General features: G+C 59.5%; 12 protein-coding genes. 10 read left to right on the forward strand and 2 right to left on the reverse strand.

What is annotated here, in order from left to right:
• The first annotated feature begins 58 nt into the window (after window positions 1–58).
• From ntrB to ACSQ3J_RS30230, 7 genes are all read left to right on the forward strand, one after another.
• Entirely contained in the window at window positions 59–952 is an 894-nt protein-coding gene (gene ntrB, locus ACSQ3J_RS30200) for a nitrate ABC transporter permease (RefSeq protein WP_436041031.1), read from the forward strand.
• 11 nt (window positions 953–963) lie between these two features.
• Window positions 964–1,761 carry an ABC transporter ATP-binding protein gene (locus tag ACSQ3J_RS30205; RefSeq protein WP_436041032.1) on the forward strand — a complete coding sequence of 266 codons (798 nt, stop codon included), beginning with the start codon at window positions 964–966 and terminating at the stop codon, window positions 1,759–1,761.
• 5 nt (window positions 1,762–1,766) lie between these two features.
• Window positions 1,767–4,217 carry a nitrite reductase large subunit NirB gene (gene nirB / locus ACSQ3J_RS30210; protein ID WP_436041033.1) on the forward strand — a complete coding sequence of 817 codons (2,451 nt, stop codon included), beginning with the start codon at window positions 1,767–1,769 and terminating at the stop codon, window positions 4,215–4,217.
• Window positions 4,217–4,552, forward strand: coding sequence for a nitrite reductase small subunit NirD (gene nirD / locus ACSQ3J_RS30215; protein WP_060503190.1), 336 nt, complete (start codon window positions 4,217–4,219; stop codon window positions 4,550–4,552). Before nirB ends, nirD begins: the two co-directional genes overlap by 1 nt.
• A 273-nt stretch (window positions 4,553–4,825) precedes the next feature.
• A complete protein-coding gene (locus ACSQ3J_RS30220) occupies window positions 4,826–7,483 on the forward strand; it encodes a nitrate reductase (RefSeq protein WP_436041038.1) in 2,658 nt (885 codons plus the stop codon).
• On the forward strand, window positions 7,455–8,969 hold the full coding sequence (gene cysG / locus ACSQ3J_RS30225; protein WP_436041034.1) for a siroheme synthase CysG: 1,515 nt from the start codon (window positions 7,455–7,457) through the stop codon (window positions 8,967–8,969). The genes ACSQ3J_RS30220 and cysG overlap by 29 nt, the downstream gene beginning before the upstream one ends.
• Window positions 8,970–8,974: 5 nt before the next feature.
• Window positions 8,975–9,286, forward strand: a complete 312-nt coding sequence (locus tag ACSQ3J_RS30230) for a hypothetical protein (protein ID WP_436041035.1) — start codon at window positions 8,975–8,977, stop codon at window positions 9,284–9,286.
• Window positions 9,287–9,417: 131 nt separating this feature from the next.
• On the opposite strand, the gene ACSQ3J_RS30235 is transcribed toward ACSQ3J_RS30230, so the two are convergent.
• Complete coding sequence (locus tag ACSQ3J_RS30235) at window positions 9,418–10,125, reverse strand: transcriptional regulator NanR (protein WP_436041039.1); 708 nt, start codon at window positions 10,123–10,125, stop codon at window positions 9,418–9,420.
• 207 nt (window positions 10,126–10,332) lie between these two features.
• Between ACSQ3J_RS30235 and oiaX the strand changes: the two genes are divergently transcribed.
• Together oiaX and ACSQ3J_RS30245 are read left to right on the forward strand one after the other, a co-directional pair.
• Complete coding sequence (gene oiaX, locus ACSQ3J_RS30240; RefSeq protein ID WP_436041040.1) at window positions 10,333–11,589, forward strand: 3-oxo-isoapionate-4-phosphate decarboxylase OiaX; 1,257 nt, start codon at window positions 10,333–10,335, stop codon at window positions 11,587–11,589.
• 5 nt (window positions 11,590–11,594) lie between these two features.
• Window positions 11,595–12,938 (forward strand): four-carbon acid sugar kinase family protein, encoded by a 1,344-nt coding sequence (locus ACSQ3J_RS30245; RefSeq protein WP_436041036.1) that lies wholly within the window; start codon window positions 11,595–11,597, stop codon window positions 12,936–12,938.
• Between the two features lie 13 nt (window positions 12,939–12,951).
• Here ACSQ3J_RS30245 and ACSQ3J_RS30250 read toward each other — a convergent pair whose 3' ends face one another.
• Window positions 12,952–13,956: an HD-GYP domain-containing protein gene (locus ACSQ3J_RS30250; RefSeq protein WP_436041037.1), complete on the reverse strand. Its 1,005-nt coding sequence runs from the start codon at window positions 13,954–13,956 to the stop codon at window positions 12,952–12,954.
• A 711-nt stretch (window positions 13,957–14,667) separates the two neighbouring features.
• On the opposite strand from ACSQ3J_RS30250, the gene ACSQ3J_RS30255 reads away from it, so the two are divergent.
• On the forward strand, window positions 14,668–16,149 hold the full coding sequence (locus tag ACSQ3J_RS30255; protein ID WP_436041041.1) for an FAD-dependent oxidoreductase: 1,482 nt from the start codon (window positions 14,668–14,670) through the stop codon (window positions 16,147–16,149).
• The last annotated feature ends 48 nt before the right edge of the window (window positions 16,150–16,197 follow it).

Here is a 16,197-nt window from a genome sequence, read left to right on the forward strand (position 1 = left end):
AACAATTCCGGCGCATGACATTTGCACCGGATTCCACTTTACCTTCAGGAGATACTCCATGCCCGCACTCGCCCGCACGGAAAAAATCGCACCGGCTGTATTGCCCAAGACAAGCGCAAGGGTCGTGGCCTTGCCCGGCCGGCCCATGGCAAAATTCAACACCAGAAAGGTTGCGCTTGCCGTGGCTCGCAATGCCGTGCCGCCGCTGATCGTGCTGGCCGCCATTCTGATCATCTGGCAGGTTCTCTGTTCGGAAGCCGGAGCAACGCTGCCACCGCCATCGCAGGTCTGGCAGGAAAGTTACGATCTGATTGCCTACCCGTTCTTCAACTACGGATCGCAGGATATCGGGCTTGGCTGGCGGGTGCTGATCTCGCTGCAACGCGTCGCCTACGGCTTCGGACTTGCCGCCGTCACCGGGGTTCTCGTCGGCGCCTTGATCGGCCAGTCGATCTGGGCGATGCGCGGGCTTGATCCGATCTTCCAGATCCTGCGCACCGTGCCGCCACTCGCTTGGCTACCCCTGTCGCTGGCTGCGTTCCAGGACTCGAACCCGTCTGCCATCTTTGTGATCTTCATCACCTCGATCTGGCCGGTGATCATCAACACCGCCGTCGGCGTTCGCAATATCCCGCAGGACTATCGCAACGTCGCCAAGGTGCTGTGCCTCAACCAGTTCGAGTTCTTCTTCAAGATCATGCTGCCATCTGCTGCACCCTACATCTTCACCGGCCTTCGCATCGGCATCGGCCTGTCCTGGCTCGCCATCGTTGCGGCCGAAATGCTCACAGGCGGCGTCGGTATCGGCTTCTTCATCTGGGATGCGTGGAACTCATCACGCCTGCCCGACATCATTGTCGCACTCGCCTATATCGGCGTCGTCGGCTTCATCCTCGACAAGCTGGTTTCAGCCGTCGGCTCCGTCATCACCCGCGGCGCATCCGCAAACTGAGGGCCAAGATCATGAGCGCCTACCTGAAACTCGACCATATCGACAAGTACTTTGACCGGGCGGGAAGCCGCGCCGAAGTGCTGAAAGGCATCAACCTGACGATCGAAAAGGGTGACTTCGTTTCGATCATCGGCCATTCCGGCTGTGGCAAGTCGACTTTGCTCAACCTGATCGCCGGTCTGACGCCGGTCTCCTCCGGCGCGGTGCTTTTGGAAAACCGGGAGGTCAATGCACCCGGCCCGGAGCGGGCCGTCGTCTTCCAGAACCACAGCCTGCTGCCGTGGCTGACGGTCTATGAGAACGTCAATCTCGCCGTCTCCAAGGTTTTCGGAAGAAGCAAAAACAAGAGCGAGCGCCATGACTGGGTGATGGCCAATCTCGACCTCGTGCAGATGGCACATGCGAAAGACAAGCGTCCATCAGAGATTTCCGGCGGCATGAAACAGCGTGTCGGCATTGCCCGGGCACTCGCCATGGAACCGAAGATACTGCTTCTCGACGAACCTTTCGGCGCGCTCGACGCCCTGACGCGTGCGCATCTGCAGGACGCGGTGATGGAAATCCATCTTCGCCTTGGCAACACAATGCTGATGATCACCCACGACGTTGACGAAGCCGTTCTCCTCTCCGACCGGATCGTCATGATGACCAATGGCCCCGCGGCCTCTATTGGCGAAGTGCTTGACGTTCCGATCGCCCGCCCGCGCAACCGCATCGAGCTCGCCTCGGACCGGACCTATCTCAAATGCCGCGAGGCCGTGCTCAAATTCCTTTACGAGCGTCACCGCTTCGTCGAAGCCGCGGAGTAACCGGCATGACCCAGAAACTCATCATCATCGGCAACGGCATGGCACCCGGGCGCATGCTGGAGCACTTGTTCGAACAGGCACCCGGCCTGTACAGCGTCACCATCTTCAACGCCGAACCCCGCGTCAACTACGACCGCATCATGCTCTCGCCGGTGCTGTCCGGCGAAAAAACCTACGAGCAGATCGTCATTCATGGCGACGGCTGGTATATCGATAACGGCATCACCCTCTACAAGGGCCACAAGATCGTCGCCATCGATCGCGCCCGGAAAACTGTGACGTCCGATCATGGCGTGACGGAAAGCTACGACAAGCTGGTTATCGCCACCGGCTCCGTTCCCTTCATCATTCCGGTACCCGGCAAGGACCTGCCCGGCGTCATCACCTATCGCGATCTCGACGATGTGCAAGCCATGTTGCTCGCGGCCCAATCGCGCGAAAAGGCCATCGTTATCGGCGGCGGCCTGCTCGGGCTCGAGGCGGCGGCAGGTCTTGCCTCGCGTGGCATGGATGTGACCGTGCTCCATGTCATGCCGACGCTGATGGAGCGCCAGCTCGATCCGGCCGCCGGTTACCTCTTGCAAAAGGCAGTCGAGGAACGCGGCATCAAGGTCATCACCAAGGCCAACACAAAGGCCATTATTGGCAATGGCAGGGTCGAGGGCATCGAACTCGACAACGGCACGATCATCCCGGCGACGCTCGTCGTCATGGCGGTCGGCATCCGGCCAAGCGCAGGTCTCGCCAAGGAAGCCGGCCTCGCCGTCAATCGCGGAATTGTCGTCGATGCCGGCATGCAGACCTCGGATGGCGATATCATGTCGCTCGGCGAATGCGCTGAAGTGGATGGCATGGTCTACGGTCTTGTCGCGCCGCTCTACGAAATGGCCCGTATTGCAGCTTCGCATCTCGCTGGCGATCGTTCGCCCGCCTTCGTCCATTCAGACACGCCGACAAAGCTAAAGGTGACAGGCATCAACCTCTTCTCCCTTGGTGATTTTGCTGAAGGGGATGACCGCGAGGAGATCGTGCTGCGCGACGCAACAGCTGGCGTCTACAAGCGGCTGGTGCTGAAGGATAATCGCATCATCGGCACCGTACTCTACGGTGAAACCGCCGATGGAGCCTGGTTCAATGACCTGAAGAAGAAAGCCACTGATATTTCCGATATGCGCGAAACGCTCATTTTCGGTCAGGCCTACCAGGGAGGGTCTCCGCTGGACCCTATGGCGGCCGTTGCAGCCTTGCCGGATGATGCGGAAATCTGCGGCTGCAACGGCGTCTGCAAGGGCAAGATCACCGGGACGATAACGTCAAAGGGACTGACCTCGCTCGACGATGTACGGGCTCATACCAAGGCATCCGCCTCCTGCGGCTCCTGTACCGGCCTTGTCGAACAGCTGATGACCATCACGCTCGGCGACGCCTACAATCCGGCCGCCGTTCAGCCCATGTGCAAATGCACGGAGCTTGGCCACGACGACGTGCGCCGTTTGATCAAGGCCAAGGGCCTGAAGACCATTCCCGCCGTCATGCAGGAACTTGAATGGAAGACCTCCTGCGGCTGCGCCAAATGCCGCCCAGCCCTCAACTATTACCTCGTCTGCGACTGGCCGGACGAATATGCCGACGACTACCAGTCACGCTTCATCAACGAGCGCGTCCATGCCAATATCCAGAAAGACGGCACCTATTCGGTAGTGCCTCGCATGTGGGGCGGCGTCACCAATTCCGGCGAATTGCGGGCGATCGCCGATGTGGTCGACAAGTTCGAGATTCCGCTGGTCAAGGTCACCGGTGGCCAGCGCATCGACCTGCTCGGGATCGAAAAGGAAGACCTGCCGGCCGTCTGGGCCGATCTCGGCAAGGCTGGCTTCATCTCCGGCCAAGCCTATGCCAAGGGTCTGCGCACGGTCAAAACCTGTGTCGGTTCCGACTGGTGCCGCTTCGGCACGCAGGATTCGACCGGGCTTGGCATCCGCATCGAAAAATTCATGTGGGGGTCTTGGACCCCAGCCAAGCTGAAGCTTGCCGTCTCCGGCTGTCCGAGAAATTGCGCCGAGGCAACCTGCAAGGATATCGGCGTGATCTGCGTCGATTCCGGCTTTGAAATCCACTTTGCAGGGGCCGCCGGCCTCGACATCAAGGGCACAGAGGTTCTGGGCTTGGTGAAAACCGAGGACGAAGCGTTGCTGTACATCGTCGCGCTGACGCAGATGTATCGCGAGCAGGGCCGCTATCTCGAGCGCATCTACAAGTGGGCCAAGCGCATCGGGCTCGACGAAATCCGCCGCCAGATCATGGGCGATGCGGACAAGCGCCAGGCCTATTACGAGCGCTTCGTTTTCTCCCAGAATTTCGCCCAGATCGATCCCTGGTCGGAGCGCGTCTCCGGCAAGGACAAGCACGAGTTCCGCCCCATGGCGACGGTCGGTTATCCGGAGGCAGCGGAGTGATGGATATGAACTGGGTTGATATCGGTAACATCAACGACATCCCGCTGCGCGGCGCGCGGTGCGTGAAAACCCCTCAAGGCAAGATCGCCGTGTTTCGCACGGCGGAGAACGAGGCCTATGCCATCGAGGACCACTGCCCTCACAAAGGTGGACCACTCAGCCAAGGTATCGTGCATGGAACGGCCGTCACCTGCCCGCTGCACAACTGGGTCATCTCGCTGGAAACCGGCAAAGCGCTGGGTGCCGATCAGGGTGAGGTGCGAACAATCAAGGTGCGCAACGACAACGGCGCACTCTCCATCGCGCTCGAAAGCCTGATGATGGCGGCGGAGTAGCGATGCGGATCAAACCTCTCCCTCGCCTGTCGGATTTCTCCCCTTCGAGCGGAGAGGCCATGCACAGGCGAGCGGCGCCCTCCCTCTTCTCCCCTGCGGGGAGAAGGTGGCGTGTGGCGCCGGATGAGGGGGGCTTTCGGCGCGCTCCCGATATGCCGCACCACCCCCTCATCGCCTCGCATGTGCTCGGCACTTCTCCCCGATGTGGAGAAGAGGGAGATCGCCGGGCGGTCACTGGAACGGCAGAAGTTCTGCATCTATCGGGAGCCAAACATCATGGCTGAAACCAAGACCACCTGCCCCTATTGCGGCGTCGGCTGCGGTGTTATCGCCAGGATCGACGATAATGGCACCGTTAGCGTCAAGGGCGACCCTGATCATCCTGCAAACTTCGGCCGTCTGTGTTCCAAGGGCTCGGCTCTTTCGGAAACCATCGATCTGGACGGCCGAATTCTTCATCCGCACATTGGTGGAGAACGCGCAAGTTGGGATCAAGCGCTCCACCTCGTCGCCTCCCGTTTTTCCCAAGCCATCGCTGAACATGGTCCTGACTCCGTCGCCTTCTACGTCTCAGGCCAGTTGCTAACGGAGGACTACTACGTCGCCAACAAGCTGATGAAAGGCTTTATCGGCTCGGCCAATATCGATACCAATTCGCGGCTATGCATGTCTTCTTCCGTTGCCGGGCACAAACGCGCCTTCGGCAATGATACCGTGCCGGGTATTTATGAAGACATCGAGCTTGCCGATCTGGTCATCCTGACCGGCTCCAACCTCGCATGGTGCCATCCCGTCATCTACCAGCGGCTCGCCACTGCCAAGGCAGCCCGGCCCAGCATGAAGGTCGTCGTCATCGACCCGCGACGCACCATGACGGCCGACATTGCCGACCTGCACCTGGCGATCCGGCCGGATGGCGACGTGGCGCTGTTCATGGGCCTCCTTGCCCACCTCGCAGGCACTGCCGCGATAGACCAGAACTATATCGGCACACACACGGCCGGATTTGCCGAAGCCTTTGCCAGCGCATCGGCCCTTGGCATAACCGACCTGATGGAGCTGACAGGCCTGCCTTCCATGCAGTTGCGACAGTTCTTTAGGCTTTTTGAGGAAACCGGCAAGGTCGTCACCTGCTACAGCCAGGGGGTCAACCAGTCCGCCTCCGGTACGGATAAGGTCAACGCAATCATCAATTGTCATCTGGCAACCGGCAGGATCGGCCGGCCGGGTATGGGTCCCTTCTCGCTGACCGGCCAGCCAAACGCAATGGGCGGGCGCGAGGTCGGTGGTCTTGCCAACATGCTCGCTGCCCATATGGCGATTGAAAGCCCGCAAGACTGCGACCGGGTCCAGCGTTTTTGGCAATCGCCCGATATCGCCCGAAAACCAGGGCTTAAGGCCGTCGATATGTTTCGTGCGGTGGCAGACGGCCAGATCAAGGCCCTGTGGATCATGGCGACCAATCCGGTTGCCTCCATGCCCGATGCGGACGCAGTGGCCGCTGCGATCGCAGCCTGTCCCTTCGTTGTGGTGTCGGACGTCCTTCGGAAAACCGACACGACGCAATATGCCCACGTTCTTTTGCCCTCGCTTGGCTGGGGCGAAAAGGACGGGACGGTCACCAATTCCGAGCGCCGCATTTCTCGCCAGCGCGCCTTTCTCAGCCAACCCGGCGAAGCGAAGGCAGACTGGTGGCAGATGGCGGAAGTCGCACGCCGCATGGGGTTTACCGGCGCCTTTTCCTTTCCCGCCACAGCCGATGTCTTTGCCGAACATGCGGCCCTCTCGGCTTTCGACAACGGCGGCAGCCGCGATTTCGATATCGGCGCATACGGGCAGATCAGCGCCGCCGATTATAATGGGTTGGAACCGTTTCAATGGCCCCAGCCTGAAGGCGCGCAGACACGGACCACCCGCTTCTTCGCCGATGGCGGCTTTTACCATGCCGATCGCAAGGCACGTTTCATTGCCGTCAGCGCTCCCGCATCGGACCGGACCAACGTGGACTTCCCGCTGACGCTCAATACGGGGCGCATCCGCGACCAATGGCACACGATGACGCGGACGGGTAAAAGCGCCCGCCTTTCAGCCCACATCGCCGAGCCCTTTGCCGAAATCCACCCGCGCGACGCGATGGATATCGGTGTCGCGAGCGCAGCTCTCGTCGAGATCGAGAGCGTTTATGGCAATGCCGTGGTGCGCGCGCTGGTCACCGACCGGCAGGCGCGCGGCAGCCTGTTCGTGCCGATGCACTGGAACGGCCAGTTCGCCGCCAAAGGCCGTATCGACGCGGTCGTCGCGCCGCTGACCGACGCAATCTCCGGGCAACCGGCCTCCAAAAATGTTGCTGTCAGAGCCCGGCCGCTCACAGTGAAAAGCTACGGCTTTGCGGTCTCCTTCACCAAACCTGAAAACCTCGACACCGTTTACTGGGCTCTGGCCAAGGCCGCCGGGGGCTGGCGCCTGGAGCTTGCCTTTGATGCTACACCCGAAAACTGGACCGATTGGTGCCGTTTGCATTTCGGCATTCCCAACCATATCGAACCACTCGGTTATGCGGATGCGCAATCCGGCGACCTACGTCTCGCCTTCTTTGATGGCGGCCGGCTGCTCGCAGCCTTCTTTCTCGCCCCCCAGCCGGTCGCCGTTGCCCGCAACTGGGCGATCGAACAATTGACTATCCAGCATACCGAACTTGCAAAACGCTTCGCGGTTATCGCTGGACGCCCGGGCGCCGGGCGCATGGACCCAGGGGCCACCGTCTGCTCCTGCTTCGGCGTTGGCGTCAACCAGATCGTCGCGGCGGTGCGCGGTGGTTGCCGAAGCGTGGAGGCTGTCGGCAAGGAATTGAATGCCGGAACCAATTGCGGCTCATGCCGCGCAGAAATCAGGGGGATCATCGATGGATGTCTTGCAGCTGCTGCCGAATGAAATGGCCTCTCGTGCCGCTCCTGCCCGCATGGCACCTCTCGCCACGCTGCCGGTCTTCTGGTCGCTTACAGGAAAACGCGCCGTTGTAGCCGGCGGAACGGACGCCGCCGCCTGGAAAGCGGAATTGCTGGCCGCCTGCGGCGCCGAGGTGCATGTCTATGCCACGGACCTGAGCGAAACCTTTTCCAATCTCCTGCATGAAGGACCACAATCCGGGGAGGGCTGCTTCGTCCTTCATCCCCATGACTGGCATGCCGGGTCCTTCGAACATGCAGCCCTCGCCATTGCAGACTGCGCTGACGACGCGGCAGCAGCAGCTTTCTTCGCCGCCGCGAAGAACGCCGGCGTTCCCGTCAACGTCATCGACAAACCTCGATATTGCCAGTTCCAGTTCGGATCGATCGTCAACCGCTCGCCTGTTGTCGTGGCAATCTCCACGGATGGGGCGGCACCCATCCTCGCCCAGGCGATCCGCCGGCGGATCGAGACACTGCTGCCGCCATCGCTGAAGTCATGGGGCGAATTGGCGCGTTCCATCCGGGATCAGATCAATGCGACATTAGGAACTGCGGCCGCCCGTCGCGCCTTCTGGGAGGCTTTCGTCGATCGTGCTTTTGGCGGGGATCCCAACGCGGGCACCAAGGCAGATCTGCTCGCCGATGCAGGACGCATCCTTGCGGCGACGCAATCCTCATCCGTTGGCCGCGTGACGCTCGTCGGAGCAGGTCCAGGCGATGCTGAGCTGTTGACGCTGAAGGCCGTGCGGGCCTTGCAGGCCGCCGATGTCATTCTCTTCGATGACCTGGTTTCTGATGAAGTGCTGGAGCTTGCCCGCCGCGAGGCAAGGCGCATGCTGGTCGGCAAGCGCGGCGGCCGCACCAGCTGCAAACAGGAGGACATCAATGCGACGATGATCCGGCTTGCAAAGGCCGGAAAACACGTGGTGCGTTTGAAATCGGGCGATCCGATGATTTTTGGCCGCGCTGGAGAGGAAATCGCCTGCCTGCAACAACAGGGCATACAGGTCGATACTGTGCCCGGCATCACCTCCGCCAGCGCCATGGCTGCGCGTCTTGGCGTGTCGCTGACCCATCGCGATCACGCTCAGGCCGTCCGTTTCATCACTGGTCACTCGCGGCAGGGGTCACTGCCTGCGGACATCGACTGGCACGATCTCGCACTGTCCGCGACCACGACGATCTTCTACATGGGGGGTCGCACCGCAGGCCAGATCCGCACGCGCCTGCTGCAAGCCGGAATGGATGCTGACATGCCTGTCGCAATCGTCAGTGCGGTGACCCGCAGTAACGAGGCGCGGTGGACCGGATGCTTGGACGACCTAGCGTCCGCCGTTGCCGGGATGGGCGTGGATAACCCAATCCTGATTGGGGTTGGCCATGTTTTTTCGCAAACGGCATACGCAGCAAAGACGACGGCCGTGCCGCAACAATCGGCCGGTTTCCAAACATTGAGGGCGAGCATATGACCCCGATGGACATCGTTGCCGCCCTCTCGCTGAGCCTGGCCATCGCCTTGAGCTGGCAAGGGTTTCGCCCGATCTTTGCAGTCTCGACCGACGAAGCTGTTCTGCGCTCTCCGGCGACCATGCTGGCAAGTTCGGTCTGGCTTGGATCTCTCGGCCTGGCTTTCAGTGCGGGATCGATCGGGGCCGGAGGATTGGTCGTGTCGTTCGGTCTTTTTCTGTCCGTTCTTCTTCAAAAATCGTCAGTCCGTGCACCAGCTAAGGTGTCGTTGGCTTTGGCTACCGTATTTCTCGTGTCCCATCTTTGCATCAGGGTGTGAACGAGACGGGCTGAATTATGGATTACTTCAGTTGCCGCGATCCTGGCGCGGCGGTTGGCCGGACTGGTCACTCGCAACAGAGTTCGCCGGATTGCGCCAAAGACCTTGAGCACGCTCAACGGCCTTGGCGATCACTTCGCAGCGTAAAGCGCGCGCGACCGTTCCAGATGCTTCAGTACCGCCTGCTCAGCAGCATCGGGGTCACCGGCTTCCAGACAGGTGATGATCTCTTCGTGTTCGGCCAGGGTGAATTTTTCCTTGCCGGTCCAGATCAGCATTTCCGTATGGTATTCCTTCAGCCAGGCAAGCATCGCCTCGCTGACGGCAATATAGATCGGGTTGCGTGAAATCCGTGCGATTCGCGTGTGGAATTCCATGTCAGCGGCGATGAAGGCTTCGGCATCGCCAAGTGATGCATGCTGCCGTTCAAGGACTTCGCGCAAGCTTGCGATATCCTTGGCATCACTCTTCAGGGCAGCCTCACGCGCCATACCCCGCTCGAAGAAGATCCGGGCACTCTTTAGATGTTCCAGCGTATCGGAGGATTTGGCCAGCATGATCTTCGCAGTCATGTCCATCTGGCGAAAGATCGATTGCGCCGTCAGCTCCAATACCTTGGCGCGTTCGCCATGCGAGATGACGACCAGCCCCATACCGGCGAGTGCCTGCATCGCCTCTCGGATCGCTGGCCGGCCAACGCCGAAACGCTCCATCAGTTCACGCTCTGATGGCATCTCGTCGCCGGGCTGGAGCTCGCCGGACGTGATCATCGCCTTCAGCCGCGCAAAGACTTCGTCGGACAGTTTGCGGCGAACGATCTGTTCGGTCTGGTGGCCCATAGTGTCTCGCTGGTTTGCATTCGCCATCGTTATGCACCGCTCTTGTTGGGAAGGAAATCCACGCCTCTGATTGCGAGACTACAGTCCACATTGATTGACGGGTATGCAAGCTTCCTCTTGCTTAATTGATATACTCATTATACCAGTTGCCGACGACGCGCCAGCTCAAACTGGCCGGGCTTTGACTTACCGGGAGGCTTTTGCGCGATCATGATTGTCGTCACCTACAGAATCGAAACGCCGGGCAGCATCGAGGCCATGGCGGATAAGATCGCCAGCGATCAATCGACGGGAACTTTCGTACCCGTGCCCGGCGAGACGCCGGAGTTGAAGGCCCGTGTCGCAGCCCGGGTCCTTGCCATCCGTCCCCTTGCCGACGCCGCCACCGCGAGCTGGCCAGAGGCTGAAACAGGCCACGGCGCGATCCAGCGCGCCGATGTTGATATTGCCTTTCCGCTCGATGCCATTGGCACCGATCTTTCCGCTCTAATGACCATTGCGGTCGGCGGCATCTTCTCGATCCGCGGCATGACCGGCCTGCGCGTTGTTGATCTGAAACTGCCCCAGGAATATAGATCCGCCTATCCCGGCCCGCAATTCGGCCTCGCCGGCAGCCGCAAGCTTACCGGTGTCTATGACCGGCCGATTATCGGCACCATCGTCAAGCCGGCGCTAGGCTTGCGTCCGCAGGAAACGGCTGAGCTTGTTGGTGAGCTGATCGGTTCCGGAGTTGATTTCATCAAGGACGATGAGAAGCTGATGAGCCCGGCCTATTCGCCGCTTAGCGACCGCGTCGCAGCGATCATGCCGAAAATTCTCGATCACGAGCAAAAGACCGGCAAGAAAGTGATGTACGCGTTCGGTATCTCGGCGACCGACCCCGACGAGATGATGCGCAACCACGACCTTGTTTTGAAAGCCGGCGGCAATTGCGCCGTCGTCAATATCAACTCCATTGGCATGGGGGGCATGGCGTTCCTGCGCAAGCGCTCCGGTCTCGTTCTGCACGCCCATCGCAACGGCTGGGACGTGCTGACCCGCCATCCCGGTATCGGCTTTGATTTTAAGGTCTGGCAACAGTTCTGGCGGCTCCTCGGTGTCGATCAATTCCAGATCAATGGGATCGGCGTCAAATATTGGGAACCGGACGACAGTTTCGTCGAAAGCTTCAAGGCTGTCACCACGCCGCTGTTTGATCAATCCGACTGCGCCCTTCCTGTTGCCGGCTCGGGACAATGGGGCGGACAGGCACCGGAAACCTATCGCCGGACGGGACGGACCACCGATCTGCTCTATCTGTGTGGCGGCGGCATTGTTAGCCATCCGAACGGGCCGGCTGCAGGTGTGCGCGCTGTGCAGCAGGCTTGGCAGGCGGCTGTTGCCGATATTCCGCTTGATACCTACGCCAGGGATCATCCGGAACTTGCCGCTTCCATCCAGAAATTCGGTAGTGCAAGCGAGTAGGCATCATGACGGCACAGATCAATCCGCTCCTCTCCTATTACGGCGACGACCTGACGGGCTCGACCGATGTCATGGAAGCGCTGGCCTCCAATGGCGTCGACACAGTCCTGTTCATGGATGTTCCGGACACGGCCCTGCTGACGCGTTTCGGCCATTGCCGCGCCATCGGCCTTGCCGGCACCAGCCGCAGCGAAACGCCGGACTGGATGGATGAAAACCTGACACCCGCCTTTCACTGGCTAAAGAGTCTGGGCGCCGACATCTGCCACTACAAAGTCTGCTCGACTTTCGATTCCAGCCCAAAGACCGGCAACATCGGCAAAGCCGTCGAGATTGGCAGGACGATGTTCGGGCAGCCTTATGTCCCTGTTCTTGTCGGCGCACCGCAGCTGAAGCGCTACACGGCCTTTGGTCATCTGTTCGCCGCCTATCAGGGCGAGGTCTACCGCATCGACCGCCACCCCGTCATGAGCCGCCATCCGGTCACACCGATGACCGAGGCTGACCTGCGACTGCATCTAAGCGCACAAACGGCCCTGAACATCAGACTGGCCGATCTCTCCATGCTTGCCGCTGCTGATGCGGAGAACCGGATCGATGATCTTTGCCGCGATGCGGACGGCATGGTTCTCTTTGATGTCGACAGCCCTGAAAGCCAGTCCCAAGCCGGCCACCAGCTCTTGCGCCTGCGCCGCGGCGGCGGGTGGTTTGTCGCCGGTTCTTCCGGCGTCGAATATGCGCTGCTGGCGGCCTGGCGTGCGGCCGGCCTGACGGAAGGCAAGAAGAACTTCCCTCTGCCCGGCAAAGCGGACCGTATCGCGGTCGTTTCCGGTAGCGTCTCGCCGACTACCGAACGGCAGATCCGCCATGCGACCCAAAACGGCTTTTCCGGTATCAATCTCGACCCGCTGGAACTGCTCGGTGAAAACGGCAATGCGGCGCTGGAACAGGCAATTGCTGCTGGTCTTAGCAGCCTCAAGCGCGGTGAGAGCGTCATACTCAACACAGCGCTCGGTCCATCCGCCGATCGCGGTGGCGATATCGATCGCATCCCGGGCAGCCGCCACCGTCTCGGCCGCCTGCTCGGCACGATCCTGCGCCGCCTGGTCGAGGAACAGCAACTGACCCGCGCCGTCATTGCCGGCGGAGATACGTCGAGCCATGCGCTTCGGGAGTTGCATGTGCAGGCGCTGACCACGCTGCTGCCATTGCCACAAACACCGGGATCGCCATTGTGCACGGCCCACGGCGCTTATGCAGCGACCAACGGTCTGCAGATTGCGCTCAAGGGCGGTCAGGTAGGATCAGACGGTTACTTCGCGCAGATCCGCGACGGCCTTCAAGGGTAAAAAAGCCCATACCCTACTGAATCGCTCGAGCCCCGTTGCGGCGGTCCTTCGGAGGCACGGGTGAAAACGACGCACGCAGACTGGCATTGAACTGCGCCAGCAGATGCCGGTCAAAATGGCCTTCCGATTTCAGCATCATCCTCAGTGTTTCGGCGGGCGTCCATGCGCGTTTGTAGGGTCGCGCCGAGGTCATCGCATCATAGACATCGCAAATGGCCGCTATCCGGGCGGACGGGCTGAGCTGCTCATCCGATAGACCGAAGGGATAGCCCTTGCCGTCAATCCGCTCATGATGATGGAGGCAAACATCCAGCACGATCTGCGGCATGTCGGCCTGGCGCGACAGCAATTCGTAGCCACGAACCGGGTGGGTGCGGATCTGCGCCATTTCCTCGTCGGTCAGTGCACCCTTCTTCGACAGCAATGCGTCAGGCATGACCATCTTGCCGATATCGTGCAGCAGGCCGCTGACGCCAAGAATCCGTACGGCCTGCTCATCGAATTTGAGAAAGCGCGCGAAATGTACCATCAGCGCGCTGACGGCAAGCGAGTGCAGGAACGTATATTCATCCTTGGTCTTGAGGCGGGTAATACCAATCAGCGCTGCCGGATTGCTCTCCATCGATTTGGCGATCTGTTCGACAGCGCGATCGGCGGGCTCGAATGTGGCCGCGCCACTCAGCCTTACGTTGGCAAACAGCGTGTCGAGAAGCGGCCTTGTTTGCTCGATCGTCTGCAGCGCTTCCTTGATCTCGGCCTGGGTAAACGCCCGGGAAAGGCTGGACAACGATGCCTCGCCCTGTCGCGCCTCCGGCTGGGCCGGACCGGAACCCACATCGACTCCCCTGCGGATATCGATAACAAGACTGATGATATTGCTGGCTCTGACCTTCGCCGCCGCTGCTTCATCCTTCAAGAGAAAGCTGCGCACAGGTGCCGCCTCGTCCCGCAAGGGATCCTCGATATCGGTGACAAACATCCCCACCCGGACTTGGTGTCGCTTGATACGTTTGAGCATTTCACCGCCTCCCTCAATCATCACGCGCACTCAACGGAGTGACACCAGTAAACCGTCGATTTCCGAGTATAAATATTGATCTTTCACCCACGAAAAATGAAAGCCTCACGTTTTCACTCAGCAACACTATCGGCGCCGCTACTCTCCCAAAGCGTGATCTTTGGGCAGAACCATTTAATCGGCGTTAAGACCCGGGCTTCAGCTTTTCAAAATAATCAAAACCTAAGAGAAAATGAACTTGCTTGTTCTAAAGAGCTTCTATGCGCATTGCCGGTCGCGGCACGACCGGAGCCCCATGCATCGCTAGCGGGATCCAGCTCTGTTGAGTCGCAAATGCTTTAGAGACGTCGCAAGTCGCCGACGTCTGCGGCTTCGTCACGTGAAGGTGGCGCAGAGCACACCTCCACGGCCAATAGAAAAATATCATCCGTGGGCTGGCATCAGTTCGTCGAGCTCGGCCGAGCGTCGATCCAAAGACAATCGTTTGCGGCTTGCAAGCCCACTTTAACCGTGTTGGATTTCGAACTCGCCCGCGATTCTTGGGCAGTTTGAAGGTGCTTTTTGCTCGCGTTTAGATTTTGGGAGAATTGATTTTTGCGCAATTTTCGACAGATATTTTTCGGCCGGTCTCGGGCCATTCTCTTGAGCGCGGCATTTGTTTGCTTTGGCTTCGGGCAGGCTCACGCACTGTGCAATGCTTCAAGCGTGCTCGTGTATGGCGGGACACCGGGTGGCATAATGGCCGCAATACAAGCAGCAACGATGAAAAAGAAGGTCATCCTGCTCGAACCAACTGCCCATGTTGGCGGGATGATGTCGAACGGCCTAACGAAAACTGACGCCTCTCCCAGAACGAATGTCTATGGCGGACTGGTCGCCGCTTTTCTCAGGCAGGCGCGCAATCATTATCGAAGTGCTGATCCGGTGCGAATATATTTTGAATCTCATTGGGCGGAACAGACATTCAAAACGGGATTATCTCGGGCAGGCGTGGTTGTTAGGTATGGCCAACGCATCACCACAGTGACGCGCTCCGGACGACAACTCAAACGCGTGCGCATGACGACTGGCGAAGAATATTGCGCCGATATTTTTATAGATGCGAGCTATGAGGGCGACTTGATGGCGAGATCAGGCGTCTCGACCATTATCGGGCGGGAAAGCAGTAGCAAGTATGGAGAGAGTGCTGCAGGGGTGCAGCGGATCAACTACCCTACTGTTGGCCCGAACGACATCGAAATTAAGGTTGACCCGTATGTCAAACAAGGCGACCCGCGAAGCGGCCTCTTGCCGGGCGTTATTGACACGGGACAACTGGCAATTGGGTCAGCCGACAAGAGCCTGATGGCGTTTAATTATCGTTTCTGTATCACGCGGACAGGTCAAAAGGTGCCGTTCACCAAACCGCAAAACTATGATCCATTGCGCTATGAAACGACTGCGCGGTTTCTTCGTGCTGCTCAAAATGCTGGCGTCAAAATCTCTGCAACCCATTTTACCGGTGGCGGAGTAACCGTGAATGGCCAACAGGATGTCAACTCTACACCGTATTTCTCCACCAATGTATGGCATATCGGCTACAGCTATGTCGTGGGAAATGAAGCGAAACGCAACGCCATAAGGAACATGGTACGTGACCATATTCTCGGCCTTATGTGGTTTGCAACAACAGACCCGCGCGTCCCCGCTCACGTGAGGGAATTGACTGCCCAGTATGGCCTTTGTGCAAACGAATTCCAGGACAACGGCAATTTTCCGCGGCAAATATATGTTCGCCAGGCGCGGCGGCTGGTAGGGCAGCTGGTTCTGACACAAAACGATTTGCAGAATAAAACCCGGTTCCCGGATTCCATTGGTTTGGGTTATTATCCCATGGATGAGCATGGCATGATCCGGACCGTCAAAGCCGGCTACATCGCCGACGAAAGCCGTGAAAGCATCAGCGTCGGCCCCTATCAGATACCTTACCGCGCCATGCTCCCGAAGCCGACCCAGCTGATCAACCTCATTGTACCGATCGCATTATCAACCAGTCACGCCGCGTATACATCGGTTAGGGTTGAACCAACCTACATGGTTCTCGGCCAAGCTGCTGGGGCAGCAGCCGCACTTGCGACCAATGGCGATGCCTCCGGTGTGAATATAATTAAATTGAGGAAAACCCTTGCCGCCGCCGGCCAGATCATGGAGTAGCCCACCCAGACGCGCTTCCGATCGGTGGGCCCACATAAGCGCGAGATT

The organism is Rhizobium sp. LjRoot98 (assembly GCF_964252935.1).
Taxonomy (GTDB): Bacteria; Pseudomonadota; Alphaproteobacteria; order Rhizobiales; family Rhizobiaceae; genus Pararhizobium.